The sequence below is a fragment of the Micromonospora sp. NBC_01699 genome (genome assembly GCF_036250065.1).
Lineage (GTDB): Bacteria > Actinomycetota > Actinomycetes > Mycobacteriales > Micromonosporaceae > Micromonospora_G.
In genome coordinates this window covers 5715825-5731569 of sequence record NZ_CP109199.1, presented here as the reverse complement: position 1 = coordinate 5731569, position 15745 = coordinate 5715825, and the positions used below count along the sequence as shown (strand labels likewise).

Annotated in this window: 7 protein-coding genes; all 7 read right to left on the bottom strand. The window is 73.6% G+C overall.

Annotated elements, in window-relative coordinates:
- Entirely contained in the window at positions 1–1053 is a 1053-nt protein-coding gene (locus tag OG792_RS23105; RefSeq protein WP_329102165.1) for a methyltransferase, read from the bottom strand.
- Positions 1054–1108: 55 nt separating this feature from the next.
- Positions 1109–2461 carry an MFS transporter gene (locus OG792_RS23100; protein ID WP_329102163.1) on the bottom strand — a complete coding sequence of 451 codons (1353 nt, stop codon included), beginning with the start codon at positions 2459–2461 and terminating at the stop codon, positions 1109–1111.
- Entirely contained in the window at positions 2454–6929 is a 4476-nt protein-coding gene (locus OG792_RS23095) for a non-ribosomal peptide synthetase (protein WP_329102161.1), read from the bottom strand. The genes OG792_RS23100 and OG792_RS23095 overlap by 8 nt, the downstream gene beginning before the upstream one ends.
- Complete coding sequence (locus OG792_RS23090) at positions 6926–10249, bottom strand: amino acid adenylation domain-containing protein (RefSeq protein WP_329102159.1); 3324 nt, start codon at positions 10247–10249, stop codon at positions 6926–6928. Before OG792_RS23090 ends, OG792_RS23095 begins: the two co-directional genes overlap by 4 nt.
- Positions 10250–10316: 67 nt before the next feature.
- Positions 10317–11066 carry a DUF6875 domain-containing protein gene (locus tag OG792_RS23085; protein WP_329111380.1) on the bottom strand — a complete coding sequence of 250 codons (750 nt, stop codon included), beginning with the start codon at positions 11064–11066 and terminating at the stop codon, positions 10317–10319.
- A gap of 7 nt (positions 11067–11073) precedes the next feature.
- Entirely contained in the window at positions 11074–12456 is a 1383-nt protein-coding gene (locus OG792_RS23080) for an FAD-dependent oxidoreductase (RefSeq protein WP_329102157.1), read from the bottom strand.
- Positions 12453–15740, bottom strand: coding sequence for an amino acid adenylation domain-containing protein (locus OG792_RS23075; RefSeq protein ID WP_329102155.1), 3288 nt, complete (start codon positions 15738–15740; stop codon positions 12453–12455). Before OG792_RS23075 ends, OG792_RS23080 begins: the two co-directional genes overlap by 4 nt.
- Positions 15741–15745: the final 5 nt, after the last annotated feature.

Genomic DNA, 15745 nt, shown 5'->3' with positions numbered 1-15745 from the left:
TCAGGCGCGGGTGGCGATGACCAGGTGGTCGGCGTCGGAGCGGGTCAGCATCCGCTCCTCCGGCTCGCCGAAACCGGCCGCGGTGAGCAGCTTCGCCAGCTCGTCGAAGGCGTACGCCCTGCCGCCCTGGGTGTGGAACAGGTTGAGGCTGAAGGCGCGTACGAACGCGTCGGCGACGCCCGGTTCGCGCTCGGGGACCTCGGCGAGCGGCTCCAGCAGCACTACCCGGCCACCGGGGTTGAGCGCGGCGGCGACCCGGTCGAGCAGTGCGGCCACCTGGCGGTCGTCGTACCCGTGCACGATGTTGAAAAGCAGGACCAGGTCGTAGCCGGTGCCGAGGTCGGCGGTGAGCAGGTCGCCGGGGCGCAGCTCGACCCGGTCGGCCAAGCCGGCACCGTCGACCACGGCCCGGCCCTGGGACAGGGCGCCGGGCAGGTCGACCACCGTGCCGGTCAGCTCCGGGTACGCCTGGCAGAACGCCGCCGTGTAACCGGCGTGCCCGCCACCGAGGTCCAGCAGCCGGCCCCCGGCGGGCGGGGCCGGGACCAGGGTGATGACCTCCTCGGCGAGCCAGCCGGCGAGCCGGCGCAGCATGGTCTGGAAGTCGGCCAGGGTCTCCGGGCGTCGCTCCAGCCAGGCGTAGAAGTCACCGGTCGGCCCGCCCTGGCGCACCGAGGTCTCCAGGTCGCCCCAGAGTTCGGAGAGCACGGTGGTCCAGAACGACAGCACCGGGGCGAAACTGTCCGGGGTGGAGCGCAGCAGCCAACGGGCGGTGTTCTCGCTGTTGGCGTATGCGCCGCCGGGCTGGACGAGGTAGCCGAAGCCGACCAGCGCGTCGAGCAGCAGGCGCAGCCCGAGCGGGTCGGCGCCGACCCGCTCGGCCAGCGACGCGACCGGTAGGGGGCCATCGGCCAGTTCCTCGAACACGCCGAGCCGCAGACCCGCTCCGACGGTCCGGAACGAGATCGCGTTCAGCATGTCGAGGTGGGCCGAGGGGGCCTCGTCCGTCTCCATGAACGCGCGGACGACCTCGGGCGGCAACGGCACCGGCATGCTGCTTCTCCTTGACTTGGCTTCGCAGTGCAACGACGGGGGATCGGAAGCGCGCTCAGCCGCGTACCGGCTCGGCGGCCGGGTCAGCCGTGGCGGGGGGCGTCGGCTCGGCCGGCTCCAGGGCGTCGGGCAGGTCGTCCACGTCCCGCAGCGAGCGGCGGGACCAGGCGAACGCCACCAGCAGCACCATGAGCGTGCCGACAACCGCGAAGACGAGGGCCGTTCCCCGGCCGTCGCCGGTGCCGACGACCGTGCCGACGTTGCCGGCCAGCGCGCCGTCGGGGCGCAACAGCGGCTCGAAGACCTGGTCCGCGAGCGGACCGGCGAGCAGGTACGACACCGGGATGCTGGCGTCGCCGACCACCCGGGCGGCGGCCAGCACCCGGCCGAGCACCTTCGGCTCGGTCTTGGTCTGGATCAGGGTCATGGTGGAGCTGTTCACGATCGGCAGGGTGAACAGGAACAGCGGCGCCACCACGGCGATCAGCCACGCCGACGGGCTCAGCGAGTGCAGTACCAGCGCCACCCCGCCGAGCGCCAGCCCACCGAAGACGGCGTGGATCTTCCGGGCCGGGCCACCCCAGGCGGTCATCACCAGGCTGCCGGCGAAGAGTCCCGCGCCACCGGCGAACATCAGCACGCCGAGGGTGTCCGCCGAGGCGAACGACAGGATCAGCGGCTGGACCAGCACACCCGCGAAACCGAACAGGAAGTTGTACGCGCCGAAGAGCACCATCAGCTGCCACAGCCCGGTGTGCGCCCGCAGGTAGTGCCAGCCGGCGGCGGCGTCCCGCAGCACCGGCTCACGGGTCCGTTCGGCCGCCGGCCGGGTCGCCTCGGCGGGCAACCGGACCAGCAGCAGGGTCAGCGACGCCACCGCGAAGCTGCCCAGGTCGACCGCGAGCACCCCCTCGATCCCGATCGTCACCACCAGCACCCCGGCGACCAGCGGGGCGGCGATCTGGGCGGCCCGGGTGACCTGCATCAGCCCGTTGAACCGGGCCAGGTGCGCCTTGCCGACCAGCGCCGGTGTCATCGCCTGGTAGCTGACCTGGTGCACGGTCGAGGCGGCGGCGCTGAGCGCGGTGGCCAGGTAGATGTGCCAGACCTCAAGGCTGTCGTTCGCCACCAGCAGGGCGAGCGCGGCGGTGCCGATCGCCGCGCCGAGGTCGCTGACCAGCATCACCCTGCGTCGGTCCCAGCGGTCCGCGATCACCCCGGCGAACGGGGCGGCCAGCACCGCCGGCAGGCTGCTGGCCAGGAAGATCAGCGAGAACTGGGTGACCGAGCCGGTCCGCTGGTAGACCCAGACGCCGAGCACGAACCCGGTCAGGCTGGACCCGATCAGGGAGACGAGCTGACCGACCCAGACCGCTATCAGCAGCCGGGCGCGGATCCGTTCAGCCATGCGTACTCCCGAGATCGGTTGTGCCGGCCTGCGGCGGGTCGAGGAACCCGGTGCGGACGTACCAGGCCAGGTAGGTGTGCAGCAGCGCCGGGTCCGCGGGCGGGCAGGTGATGCCGGCCGGTGCCAGCGCCGCCTCGGTCCGGGCACAGTCGAAAAACGGCTGGGTACGCCGGGGCGCCTGCTCGCCGAACAGAGGGGTGAACGGTGCCAGTGCCACGTCCGGCCGGGCCAGCAGGGCGGCCCGCCAACGGTCGTACGGCACCGGCTCGACCGGGTAGCCGAAACCGTGCAGCGCACCGGTCAGGTCGGCGAAGGAGATCGTGTGGTTGTTGTAGTAGTGGAAGTCGTCGTTGCGGTGCCCCGGTTGTCGGGACAGGTGCCCGATCGCCCGGCCCACGTAGTCGACCGGGGCCAGGTCGGCGTGGTCGTCCGGGATCTCCGGCACCGCGCCGAGCTGCACGAACGTCTTCAACAGTCGGCTGAAGTAGTCGTCGGCGTTGCCGACCCCGGTGCCGGCGTGGCCGGTGATCCGCGCCGGCCGGTGCACACCCACCGTCAGCCCGCGCGCCCGTGCCGCCCGGACCAGCGCGTCCGCCGCCCACTTGGTGGCGTTGTAGCCGTCGCCGAGCCCGGTCGGGTCGTCCGGGTTGTCGGTTTCGAGTACGGTGCCGCCGACCCGGTCCGGGGTGAGGAACACCCCGAGGGTGGAGACGACCTGTACGGCGGTCGGGCGCCCGGCTGTGGCCAGCCGCAGCACCTCCAGGGTGCCGTTGACGTTCGCCGGCCGCAGCCGGTCGTACGGCATCAGGAAGTTGACCAGCCCACCGTTGTGCAGCACCAGATCGGTCCGGTCGGCCAGCGCGTCGAAGTCCCGCCGGTCCAGCCCGAGCCCCGGCTCACCGAGATCACCCGGTACGCCGACCAGGCGGCCCGCGTACTCGTCGCGCCAGAGGCCGTAGCGGAGCAGGTTGTCGCGTACCCGGTCGAAGGCGGCCTGCGGGGTGCCGGCCCGGACCAGGCAGTGCAGTTCGGCCCGGCTGTGGGCGAGCCAGTCGGCGAGCAGGTGCGCGCCGAGGAAGCCGGTGGCCCCGGTGACCAGCACCGTCTCCGGTACCGCCGCCGGTTGTTCCGCCGGCAGCCCGGCGGCGACGTCGTCCGGCAGTCGGGCGTCGTCGCGTACCCGATCGGGGTCGAGCCTGCCCCCGGCGTGCCCGGCGCGGGCCCGGTCGATCCGCTCGGCCAGACCGGCCAGGTCGGCGGTCTCGAACAGGGCCCGCAGCGGCACGTCGACACCGAGTTCGGCGGTGATCCGGGCGGCCAGCGGGCCGGCGAGCAGCGAGTGTCCACCGAGGTCGAAGAAGTTGTCCCGGGCACCGACCCGGTCGGAGTCGAGCAGCCCGGCCCAGATGCCGGCGAGCGCCCGTTCGGTCGGCGTCCGGGGCGGTACGTGGTCGGCGTCGGCCGGCCGGTCGGCCGGCGCCGGCAGGGCCGCCAAATCGAGTTTGCCGTGCGAGTTCAGCGGCAACTCGGGCAGCAGCACCACGTGCGCGGGCACCAGGTAGTCCGGCAGCCGCTCACGCAGCCCGGCCCGGACCACGGCCGGCGTCGGCGCCGCCTCGACGGCCGCCACCAGGTACGCGACCAGGCGCGGCCCGGTCCCGTCGTCGCGGACCGTCACCGCCGCCCGCGCCACCCCCGGTTGCGCCGCGCAGGCGACCTCCACCTCGCCCAGGTCGATCCGGTGCCCCCGGATCTTCACCTGCCGGTCGGTGCGGCCGAGGAACTCCAGCGTCCCGTCCGACCGGTGCCGGGCCAGGTCCCCGGTCCGGTACAGCCGCGAACCCTGCGGCCCGTACGGGTCGGCCACGAACCGTTGCGCGGTCAACCCCGGCGCACCCAGGTAACCCCGGGCCGGGGCGGTGCCGCCGACGTAGACCTCGCCGGTGAAGCCGACCGGCACCGGGCGCAGCCGGGCGTCGAGCAGGTGCACCCGGACCCCGGCAACCGGGCGCCCGATCGGCAACTGGCCGAGTCCGGGCAGCTCACCGGCGTCCACGGTGGCGTACGTGGTGGCGCAGACGGTCGCCTCGGTCGGACCGTAGTGGTTGTAGATCCGTACCGTGCCGCCGGTGGCGTCCGCCCAGCCGCGTACCGCCCCGGTCGGGGCCGCCTCGCCGCCGATCATCAGCGCCCGCAACCCGGTGTCCGTACGCGGTGCCGCGTCGGCCAGGTCCGCCACCCAGCGGACCCAGAGCGCGGCGGCGGTGTCCACCAGCGTGATCCCCTGCTCGGCGCAGAACGTGAGCAGATCCGGCCCGGTGAGTTCGGCCGGTCGCCGGTGCACCACCAGGGCGGCACCGGCGACCAGGGCCGGGAACAGGTCGCCGACCGAGGCGTCGAAGCTCAACGGCGGCAGCATCAGCAGCCGGTCGTCGGGGCCGATGCCGTGCAGGTCCACGAAGGCGCGGGTCAGGTTGACCGCCGTCCGGTGGGTGACCATCACACCCTTCGGCGTACCGGTGGAGCCGGAGGTGTAGATGACGTACGCGAGCTGGTCCGGCCGGGTCACCGGCAGCGGGCCGTCGTCGGAGTCGGTGACGTCGGAGTCGGTGACGTCGGTGTCGTCGATGGACAGCACGGTGCCGGGGTGGTCGGCGAAGCGCGGCGCGTCGGCCGGATCGACCAGGACCACCGGTGCGCCCGCGTCGGCGAGCAGGGCCAGCAGCCGGGCCGGCGGGTGCCCCGGATCCAGCGGCAGGTACGCCCCGCCGGCCCGGAGGATGCCGAGGATGCCGACGACCGCCGCCGTACCGGCGGGCAGGACCAGACCGACCGGGACCTCCGGCCCCACCCCGGCCCGGCGCAGCCGGCGGGCCAGCCGCCCGGCCCGCCGATTCAACTCGCCGTAGCTCAGCACGTGCTCGCCGTCGACCACCGCCGGCGCGTCCGGGGCGATCAGGGCCCGCGCCCGGATCAGCTCGGCCAGGCAGGCACCGGACGGCTCGTCCCCGGTGTCGTTCCACCCGGCCAGGTCCCGCCGGTCGTCCGGGCCGAGCAGGTCCAGCTCGGACAGCCGGCGGTCCGGGTCGCCGGTCAGCGCTCGGAGGACGAGCTGAAGCCGGTCGGTGAACCGGCGGACGGTCGCGGCGTCGAACAGGTCGGTGTTGTAGTCGACCAACCCGGACATGCTCGGTGAGGTCTCGTAGAACAGGACGGTGAGGTCCATCCGCGCGGTGTCCCGGCCGAAGACCAGCGGCCGAACCGTGAGCGCCGACGACTCCCGCTCCTCGACCGGCGGGTTGACCACGCACATCACCTGGAACAGCGGGTTCCGGCTCGGGTCGCGGGGCAGTTCGGCCAGCTCGACCACCTGGTGCAGCGGCAGGTCGGCGTGGTCGAGCGAGTCGACGCAGGTACGCCGTACCCGTTGCGCGGCGACCGCCAGGGTCGGGTCGCCGGACAGGTCCGTACGCAGCGCCAGGCTGTTTACCATCAGCCCGACCACGGACTCCAGGTCCGGGTTGGACCGGGTCGTGACGGGTGAACCGACACAGATGTCGTCCTCGCCGGTCCACCGCTGCAACAGCACCTGGAGCGCGGTCAGCAGCAGCATGAACCGGGTGGAACCGGTACGCCGGGCCAGCCCGTCGAGCGCGGCGGTCAGCTCCGCCGGCAGCTCGAACGGGTGGGTCGCCCCGGCGAACGTCTGCACCGCCGGACGCGGCCGGTCGGTGGGCAGCTCCAGCGCGCCCGAGGCACCGGCGAGCTGCCCGGCCCAGAACTCGCGCTGCCGCCGCGTCTCCCCGGCGTCGAGCGCCTGCTGCCGCCAGAGTACGTAGTCCGGGTACTGCACCGGCGGCGGATCCGCGGCCGGGCCGTCGAGCAGCCCGTCCACCACCTCGCCGAAGACGATCGACAACGACCGCTCGTCCGCGACTATGTGGTGCAGGCTCAGCACGACGAGGTGTCCGTCCGGCTCGATCCGGGTCGACTGGACCCGGACCAGCGGCCCGCGTTCCAGGTCGAAGCCCAGGTCGATACACCGCCGGGCGAGGGCGTCAGCCAGCGCCTCCCGGTCACCGGGCTCGGCGGACACGTCGTTGACCTCGATCGGGATCCGGATCCGCGGGTCACCGGGCGGCAGCACCACCTGCTCGGTCCGGCCGTCCCGGAGTTCGAAGACCGTACGCAGCGCCTCGTGCCGGTCCTGGACGGCGTCGACCGAGCGGCGCAGCGCGGCGGCGTCCAGCGGGCCGGTGATCCGGGCCGCGACGGCCATCGTGTACGCGCCGCTGCCGGGGTCGAGCCGGTCGAGGAACCAGAGTCCCTCCTGGAGCGGGGAGAGCGGGATCCGGGCACCGGGCGACCGGGGCGGGATCGTGTTCGGCCGGCGGGCGGAAACAACCCCCCGCCGGGCGAGCAGTTCCCGGATCAGCCGCTCCCGGGCGGCGGAGTCGACCTCGGTCACGGCGCCTCGCCCAGCAGTCCGCGCAGCTCCTCGGTCGACATTCCGTCGAGGTCCCGGCGCAGTTCGGCGACGGTCACCACGTGCCCCGGTACGGGCTCCCGGGCGATCATCGCGTCGGTCATCTCGGCCACGGTCGGCGCCTCGAACAGCACCCGCAGCGGCAGGTCCATCTCGAACGCTGCCCCGATCCGGCTCAGCACCTGCGCGGCGAGCAGCGAGTGGCCGCCGAGCTGGAAGAAGTCGTCGTGCACACCGACCCGGTCGACGCCGAGCACCTGCTCCCAGATGTCGGCCAGGGTGTGCTCCACCGGGTTGCGCGGCGCGGTCCGTTCCACGGTCACCGCGTCCCGCCAGTCCGGCTGCGGCAGCGCGCCCCGGTCGGTCTTGCCGTTGGCGTTGACCGGCAACGCGGGCAGGGTGACCAGGGTCGCCGGCACCATGTAACCGGGCAGCCGGGTGGCCAGCCACGGGCGCAGCACCGACCAGAGGTCCCCGACGGCACCGGGGGACGGCACCACGTACGCGACCAGCCGGGCGTCGCCCTCGCCGCCCGCCCAGGTGCCGACCACCGCGTCGGCGACGAGTTCGTGCGCCCGCAACTGCTCCTCGATCTCGCCCAGCTCGATCCGGAAACCACGGATCTTCACCTGGTGGTCGGTCCGGCCGAGGAACTCCAGCCGGCCGTCGGCGCGCTGCCGGGCCAGGTCACCGGTGGCGTAGAGGCGGGCGCCGGGCCGACCGCTGAACGGGTCGGGCACGAACCGGGAGGCGGTCAGCGCCGGCCGTCCCGGATAGCCCCGGACCACCCCCGCACCGCCGATGTGCACCTCGCCGACGACGCCGACCGGCACCGGCTGGCCGATCCGGTCCAGCACGTACAGCTCGGTGTTGGCGATCGGCGTACCCAGGTCGATGGCGGCCGGCGACGGCGCCACCGGCGTCGCGGCCGACCAGACGGTGGTCTCGGTCGGGCCGTAGCAGTTCCACAGTGTCGCGCCGTCGGCGATCAGCGCGTCGGCCAGGTCCCGGGGCAGTGCCTCCCCGCCGCAGAGCCGCAGCCGCAGCCCCGCCGGCACCCCGCCGGTGGCCAGCAGCAGCCGCCAGGTGGCCGGCGTCGCCTGCATTGCGGTGATCCCGTCGGCGAGCAGCCGCTGCCGCAGCGCGTGACCGTCACCGGTGACGGCCGAGTCCACGATGGTCAGCGGGGTGCCGCTGAGCAGCGGAACCAGCAGTTCGAGCACGGAGATGTCGAAGGAGAGCGTGGTGACCGCCGCGAACCGGTCGGTCGGGGTGAGGGCGAGGTCGTCGTGGAACGAGGCGACCAGGTTCAGCACCGCCCGGTGCGGCACCGCGACACCCTTCGGCCTGCCGGTCGAACCCGAGGTGTAGATCAGGTAGGCGAGCCCGTCCGGGTGCGCCGGCACCGGGTCCGCGTCGGCCGGGGCCGCGGCCAGTTCCGCGGCGTCGTCGTCCAGGCAGATCACCACCGGTACGTCGACCAGCAGGTCGGCCAGCTCCTCCCGGACCGACCGCTGGGTCACCACCACCGTGGCACCGGAGTCACTCAGCAGGTAACGCAGCCGGTCTGCCGGCAGGGCCGGGTCCAGCGGCAGGTAGCCCGCCCCGGCCTGCCAGGCGCCGAGCACCCCGACCAGCATGCCCACCCCGCGGTCGAGGCAGATACCGACCGGGCTGTCCGGTCGCACCCCACGGGCCCGCAGCACGTACGCCAACCTGGCCGCCCGCCGGTGCAGCTCGGCCGGGTCGACCGCGCCGTCCGGGCCGCAGACCGCCGGCACCGGGCCGGCCTCCGAGTCGTCGGTCGGCAGCAGCTCCAGCACCGAGGCGACGTCCGGCAGGCCCCGGGCGGTGGCGTTCCAGTCGACCACCGAACGCCAGCGTTCCACGCCGGCCAGCAGCGGGATCTCCGCCACCGGCCGGTCCGGGTCGGTGAGTGCCACGTCGAGCAGGGTGGTGAGCTGCCGGGCGAGCCGGGCCACCGTGTCGGCGTCGAACAGGGCGGTGTCGTACTCGACCGCCATGTGCATGATGCCGTCCGGGGTCATCTCGCCGACCAGGGAGAGGTCGAACTTGGCCGTGCCGCTGTCGACCAGCAGGGAGGTGGCGGTCACGTCGCCGAACCGGAGGATGGCCGGCGGGGTGTTCTGCACGATGAGCTGGGTCTGGAAGACCGGGGCGTGGCCCAGGCTCCGTTCCGGCGACAGCTCCTCGACCAGCTTCTCGAACGGCACGTCGGCGTTGGCCAGCCCGCCGAGGGTGGCCTCGCGGACCCGGTCGACCAGGTCCCGGAAGCTCGGTAGGCCGGCGACCGAGACCCGCAGCGGCAGCGTGTTGACGAAGAAGCCGATCAGCGGTTCCAGGTCGGCGTGGTTGCGCCCGGCGACCGGGGTGCCGACCACCAACTCGTCCTGGCCGCTGGACCGGGACAGCAGGGCGCTGAACGCGGCCATCAGGGTCATGAACATGGTGGCGCCGCTGCCCTGGTTGAACTCCTGGATCCGGCGCAGCAGCGGGGCGGTGAAGTCCCAGTAGTGCACCGCGCCCCGGTAGGACTGGGCCGCCGGGCGGGGCCGGTCGGTCGGCAGGGTGAGCAGCGCCGGGGCGCCGCGCAACTGGTCCAGCCAGTAGTCCACCTGCTCCCGCAGCGCCTCGCCGGCCATCTTCTCCCGCTGCCAGATGGCGTAGTCGGCGTACTGGGCGGGCAGTTCGGGCAGCTGTGGCGGCCGCCCCTCGCGCAGCGCCGCGTACGCGGTGTTCAGCTCGGTGAACAGCACGCCGAGCGACCAGGCGTCGGAGACGATGTGGTGCAGGCAGAGCGACAGGTGGTGGTCGTCGTCGGCGGTACGGATCAGCAGCGCCCGGAACAGCGGGCCGTTGGCCAGGTCGAACGGGCGGCGGGCCTCCTCCCAGAGCAGCCGGGCGGCCTCCTGCGCCGACCCGCCGGTCAGGTCGGTGACCTCCAGCACGGGGCCGGCGTCGGCCCGTACCACCTGCACCGGTTCGCCACCGGAGTCGGCGAAGGTGGTACGCAGCGCGCCGTGCCGCCGCACGATCAGCTCCAGGGCGGCCCGCAGCGCGTCGACGTCGAGCGGTCCCCGCAGCCGGAGCGCGACCGGTATGTTGTAGATCGAGTCGCCGGGCTGGAACCGGTCGAGGAACCACAACCGCTGCTGCCCGAACGACACCGGGTACGTGCGCGGGGCGTTCGCCCGCTCGGTCAGCATTCTTGCCAGCAACGCCCGCTTGTTCGTCGCCGGCGCGGTACCGGCACCGCTCGCCGTTGCGTTTCCTTCGGTCATGACTTCTCCTTGCTCCGCTCGTCGTCACGACCGCGAGGAGGTCGGCTGGTGACCTCGCTCCGCCCGGTCATGACGCTGCTGCTCCTTGCTGTTCGGCCAGTTGGGGCACTGGCGCGCGTGGGGGCACCGGTGCCGGGTGCGGCACGGACAGGCCGAACTGGTTCGCGGCGGCGGTGACCCGGCCGCGCAGGGCCGACGGCGTGTTGGCGCCGAACAGGCGCAGGTAGGTGGCGACCGAGCCGGGGTCGTCGGCCAGGAACGGGAAGTCCGACGGGACCATGTGCCGGATCGCGAGCAGCGGCACCGGGCTGTACAGCGGCCGGAAGTCGAGGTTCCACAGCCCGCCCTTGTCCGGTGGGCCGCTGTGGAACTCGCCGATCATCAGCCCCTCCGAGACGTACTGTGGTTTCAGTCGTCCCTGGGTGGCGTCGACGGCGGCGTTCGCCTCTTCCGACGGCACGTCCGGCAGGGTGAGCAGGATGGTCTTGAACTGGGCGGCCGGACCGGTGGTCGGCGGCAGTTGGCGGAACCAGTCGCGGTAGGTCATCAGCAGCCGGTCGAGCGCGTCCGGTTCCACCGTCTCGCCCCGGTGCACGGCCAGGTAGAACATGCCCCGGTCCAGGGACGCCTGGGCGAACGGGCAGACCGGTCCCTTGCGCCCCAGGTCCGGGTGCGGCCGGCAGAGATACTCGCGGCCCCAGCGGAGCACGCTGAGCAGCTTCTCCTCGACGCCGTCCAGCAGCGGGTGCACCGCCTCGGCGGTCAGGTCGAACTGTTCCACCAGCACGCAGTCCGGTTGTTCGGGGTGGATGAGCACGGCCGGGTCACCGCCCCGAGCCACGTCGGGCGCGTACCGAGCGGTTCGCCGCGTACGCCAGCGCGGTGCCGAGCGCCAGCGCGCCGCCGGTCGCGGCGGCACGCAGCAGCCGGTCCTGCCGGCCGGACCGGGCCAGTGCCTCGGCGTACGGGGTGGTGGTGTGCGCGACCATCGTGTAGAGCGGCGTCCAGTGGTCCGGCAGCAGGCGGCTGAGCAGCCGGTCGGCGCCGGCCCGCAGCGCGTACGCCGGGCGGTGCACCCGGTCGCGCAGCTCCACGAAGTTGCGGGTGGACAGGTCGGCCAGCACGTCGGTGTGCGGTCGACGGGCCGCCTCGTACGCGGCCAGCGCCTCGCCCCGGTCGGCGTGCCGGTCCAGGCACTCGTCCAGCACCAGGCAGTCCTCGAAGGAGGCGTTCATGCCCTGCCCGTAGAACGGGTAGACGGCGTGGGCCGCGTCACCGACCAGCACCACCCGGTCGGTGTGCCGCCACGGGCTGGTCCGGACGGTCACCATCTGGCCGGTCGGGTGGTCGAGCACCTCCTCGACCAGCCGGGGCATCAGCTCCTCGGCGTCGGGGAAGTTGGCCCGGAAGAAGGCGCGGACCGCGTCCGGGGTGGTGAGCGTGGCGAAGCTGTGCGGGCCCTCGAACGGCAGGAACAGGGTGCAGGTCAGCGAGCCGTCCACGTTGGGGTGGGCGACCATCAGGCCGTTCTCGCCGGGCCAGACGTGCAGCGCCTCCAGGCGTACCCGGGGCTGGCCGTCGTCGCCGACCGGGATGGTCAGCTCCTTGTAGCCCCAGTCCAGGAACTCCTGGGCGTGGTTGGCCCGCTGCCCGTGGTGCAGGTGCTGGCGTACGGTGGAGAACGCGCCGTCGGCGCCGACGACCAGGTCGGCGCTCACCTCCTCGGTGGTGCCGTCGGTCAGCCGGGTCACGGCGACGCTGGGCACCTCCCGGTAGAGGCCGTGCAGCCGCCAGCCGAAGTGGAACCGCACGCCGGGCTGTGCCTCGGCCGCGTCGACGAGTACGGCGATCAGCTCGTCGCGCAGCACCGAGTGCAGGATCTGGTGGCCGTGCACCCCGTACGGCTGGAAGCCGACGGTGCCGTCGGGGGCGTGGACCACCCGGCCGCGCATCGGCACACTTCGTTTGAGTACGTCGGCGAGCAGGCCCACCTCCTGCAACGCCCGCATGCCACGGGCGGACAGGCCCAGGTTGATCGAGCGTCCGGCGGCGCCGGCCGGGGCCAGCCGGGGGTCGTCGCGCCGTTCGTAGACGTCCACCTCGAAGCCTCGGCGGGCCAGGTAGACGGCGGCGAGTGAGCCGGCCAGGCCGGCACCGATGATCACGGCACGGTCCCGGCGTTCGGTCGGGGACGGCGTGGCCGTCATGAGCCCTCCTCGGCGATCAGGGTGTCCAACAGCTCGTCGATCTCCCGGTCGGAGAGGTCGTCGAGCGATGCGAGCAGGTCCTGGGCGCTCGGTCCCCCGGTGGCGACCCGGTCGGCCGTACCGTTGGGGTGGGGTCCGGCGGTGGCCGGGTCGGCGACCAGGGGCGCGAGTTCGGCGATGGTCGGTGCGGCGAAGAGCAGGCGCAGCGGTAGGTCGACGCCGAAGGTGGCGCGGATCCGGGCGATCAGTCGGGTGGCGGTGAGCGAGTGGCCGCCGAGGGCGAAGAAGTTGTCGTGTACGCCGACCTCGGCCAGCCCGAGCACCTCGCGCCAGAGCAGCGCCAGGCCCTCCTCGGTCTGGGTACGCGGGGCGACCGACCCGGCGCCGACGGTTTCCCGCCACACCGGCTCCGGCAGCGCCCGCCGGTTGATCTTGCCGCTGCCGGTACGCGGGAACCGGTCCATCGGCACCAGCGTCGCCGGCAGCATGTACTCCGGCAGTTGACCGGCGAGCGCGGGGCGCAGCCGGGACCAGAGCGCCGCCGGATCGGCCTCGGGCTCGGTCGGCACCACGTACCCGACCAGCCGGACGTCCTCGGCGCTGGCCTGCCAGGTGACCACGACCGCGTCCCGGATCTCGTCCTGGGCCCGCAGCGCGGCCTCGATCTCGCCGAGCTCGATTCGGTAGCCCCGGAGTTTGACCTGCTGGTCGGCCCGGCCGAGGTATTCCAGCCGGCCGTTGGGTAGCCAGCGGGCCAGGTCACCGGTGGCGTAGAGGCGGGCACCGGGCCGGGCGCCCCACGGGTCGGGGCGGAAGCTCGCGGCGGTGCGCGCGGCACTGCCGTGGTAGCCGCGGGCCACTCCGGGGCCGCCGAGGTGCAGCTCGCCGACCGCACCCACCGGCACCGGCTGCCCGGCCGGGTCGAGCAGGTAGAGGCGGGTGTTGGCGACCGGGTCCCCGAGGTCGACCGGGCCGTGCGCGTCGACCGGACCGGCGGTGGAGTAGATGCTCGTCTCCGACGGGCCGTAGCCGTTGAACAGCACGGCGCCGTCGGTCAGCAGCGCGTCGGCGAGGTCGCGGGTGAGCGCCTCGCCGCCGCTGACCCGCAGCCGTACGCCGGCCGGCACCCCGCCCGCGGCGAGCAGCATCCGCCAGCTCGCCGGGGTGGCCTGCACGACGGTGACCGCCCGGTCGGCCAGTTCGGCCCGCAGCGCGGCGGCGTCGACGGCGAGCCCGCTGTCGAGCAGTTCGATCCGGGCACCGGCGAGCAGCGGCAGGATCAGCTCGACCACGGAGATGTCGAAGGCGATGGTGGTGATCGCGGCGACCCGGTCGGCCGGGGTGAGGCGGAGCAGCCCGTCGAAGCCGACCAGCAGGTTGACCACCGAACCGTGGGTGACCGCCACGCCCTTCGGCACCCCGGTCGAGCCGGAGGTGTAGAGCAGGTAGGCGAGGCTGTCCGGGTGACCGGCGAGCTCCGGCGCGGTGTCCGGCAGGGTCCGCAGCCGCGCGAAGATCTCGGCCCCGTCGAGGTGGATCACCCTGGTTCCGGTCGGCCAGCAGTCACCGGTCCGGGCGGCGCTGGCCAGGTCGGTGAGCACGACCGGGGTGCCGGCACCGGTGGCCATCGCGGTCAGCCGGGCGACCGGCAGTTCCGGGTCCAGCGGCAGGTAACCGCCGCCGGCCTGCCAGACCGCGAGCATCGCGGTCAGCATCGAGGCGCCCCGGGACAGGCAGAGCCCGACCGGTACGTCGAGGTCGACGCCGTACTCGCGGAGCAGGTGGGCGAGGCGGTTGCGGTCGACCGCGAGCTGCCCGTACGTCAGCATGCCGTCCGCCGAGGCCACCGCCACCGCGTCCGGGTCGACCGACGGGTGCCGGTCGAGCAGTTCCGCGACCGAGGCGTACGGCGGCGGGGTCGACTCCTGCGCCCGCCAACCGGCGACGATCTCGTCGCGGGCGGCCGGGCCGAGCAGCGGCAGCTCGGCGATCCGGGTAGCGGGCTGGGCCACCCCCGCCGCCAGCAGCGCCAGGTACGCGCTCGCGAGCCGCTCGATCCGGTCGGCGTCGAACAGCTCGGTCCGGTACGTCAACCGCCCCCGGAACCCGTCCGGACGCTGCTCGATGGTGAGCGTGAGGTCGAACTTGACGCTGCCGTTCTCGTGCAGTTCCGGGGCGATCCGCAGCCCCGCCACCTCGACCGGCGGCGGCGTCTCCTCCAGCGCGAACATGACCTGCACCACGGGCGAGTAGGCCAGGCTGCGCCGCGGGGCGAGCAGGTCGACCAGTTCCTCGAACGGCACGTCCTGGTGGGACTGGGCGGCGATGGCGCTGCTCCGGGCCCCGCGCAGCACCTCGGTGAAGGTGGTCCGCTCCTCGAACCTCCCCCGCAACGCCAACGTGTTGGCGAAGAAGCCGACCACACCCCGGGTCTCCGGCCGGCTCCGCCCCGCCACCGGTACGGCGACCAGCAGGTCCTGCTGGCCGCTGAGCCGGTGCAGCAGTGCCTGGAACCCGCCGAGCAGCACGGCGAACTCGGTGGTGTCGGCGTCCCGGGCGAGTCCGCGTACGCCGGTGGTCAGTGCCGCCGGCAGGTCGAACGTGACCACGTCGCCGGCCGATGACTGCTCCGCCGGGCGGGGCCGGTCGGCGGGCAGGTCGAGCAGGGTCGGCGCACCGTCCAACTCGTCGTGCCAGAAGGCGAGGTCGTCGGCGAAGGCGTCCCGGGCGGCCTGTTCGCGTTGCCAGACCGCGAAGTCGGCGTACTGGATCGGCGGCGGCGGCAGGTCCGGCGTCGTTCCGGCGAGCGCGGCCCGGTAGCCGTGCGCCAGCTCCCGGAAGACGGTCTCGAACGACCAGCCGTCGGCGATGATGTGGTGCACCACGAGGACGAGCAGGTGTTCGTCCGGCGCCGACCGGACCAGCCGGGCCCGCAGCAGCGGTCCCCGGCTCAGGTCGAACGGCGCCCGGCTCTCCGCCGCCAGCACCTGCACCGCCTCGGCCGCGGGGTCGCCGGCCGGCTCGGTGACCGGCAGCTGTACCGCCCACGGCGGACTGACCAGCTGTGCCGGTTCGCCGTCCACCGAGGTGAAGGTCGTACGCAGCACCTCGTGCCGGTCGACCAGCCAGCTCAGCGCCAACTCCAGCGCGTCCACCCGCAGTTCGCCGGTCAGCCGCACCGACCAGGCGATGTTGTACGCCGCCGAGTCGGGGTTCAGCTGGTCCAGCATCCACAGCCGACGCTGGGTCGACGAGGCGGGCAGAACGAAGGTCTCAGCGGTCATCAGGT

What these genes read in the sequence shown, in the direction of transcription:
- OG792_RS23105 (WP_329102165.1), bottom strand. Translation starts at nt 1,053, where the DNA reads ATGCCGGTGCCGTTGCCGCCCGAGGTCGTCCGCGCGTTCATGGAGACG.
- OG792_RS23100 (WP_329102163.1), bottom strand. Translation starts at nt 2,461, where the DNA reads ATGGCTGAACGGATCCGCGCCCGGCTGCTGATAGCGGTCTGGGTCGGT.
- OG792_RS23090 (WP_329102159.1), bottom strand. Translation starts at nt 10,249, where the DNA reads ATGACCGAAGGAAACGCAACGGCGAGCGGTGCCGGTACCGCGCCGGCG.
- OG792_RS23080 (WP_329102157.1), bottom strand. Translation starts at nt 12,456, where the DNA reads ATGACGGCCACGCCGTCCCCGACCGAACGCCGGGACCGTGCCGTGATC.
- OG792_RS23075 (WP_329102155.1), bottom strand. Translation starts at nt 15,740, where the DNA reads ATGACCGCTGAGACCTTCGTTCTGCCCGCCTCGTCGACCCAGCGTCGG.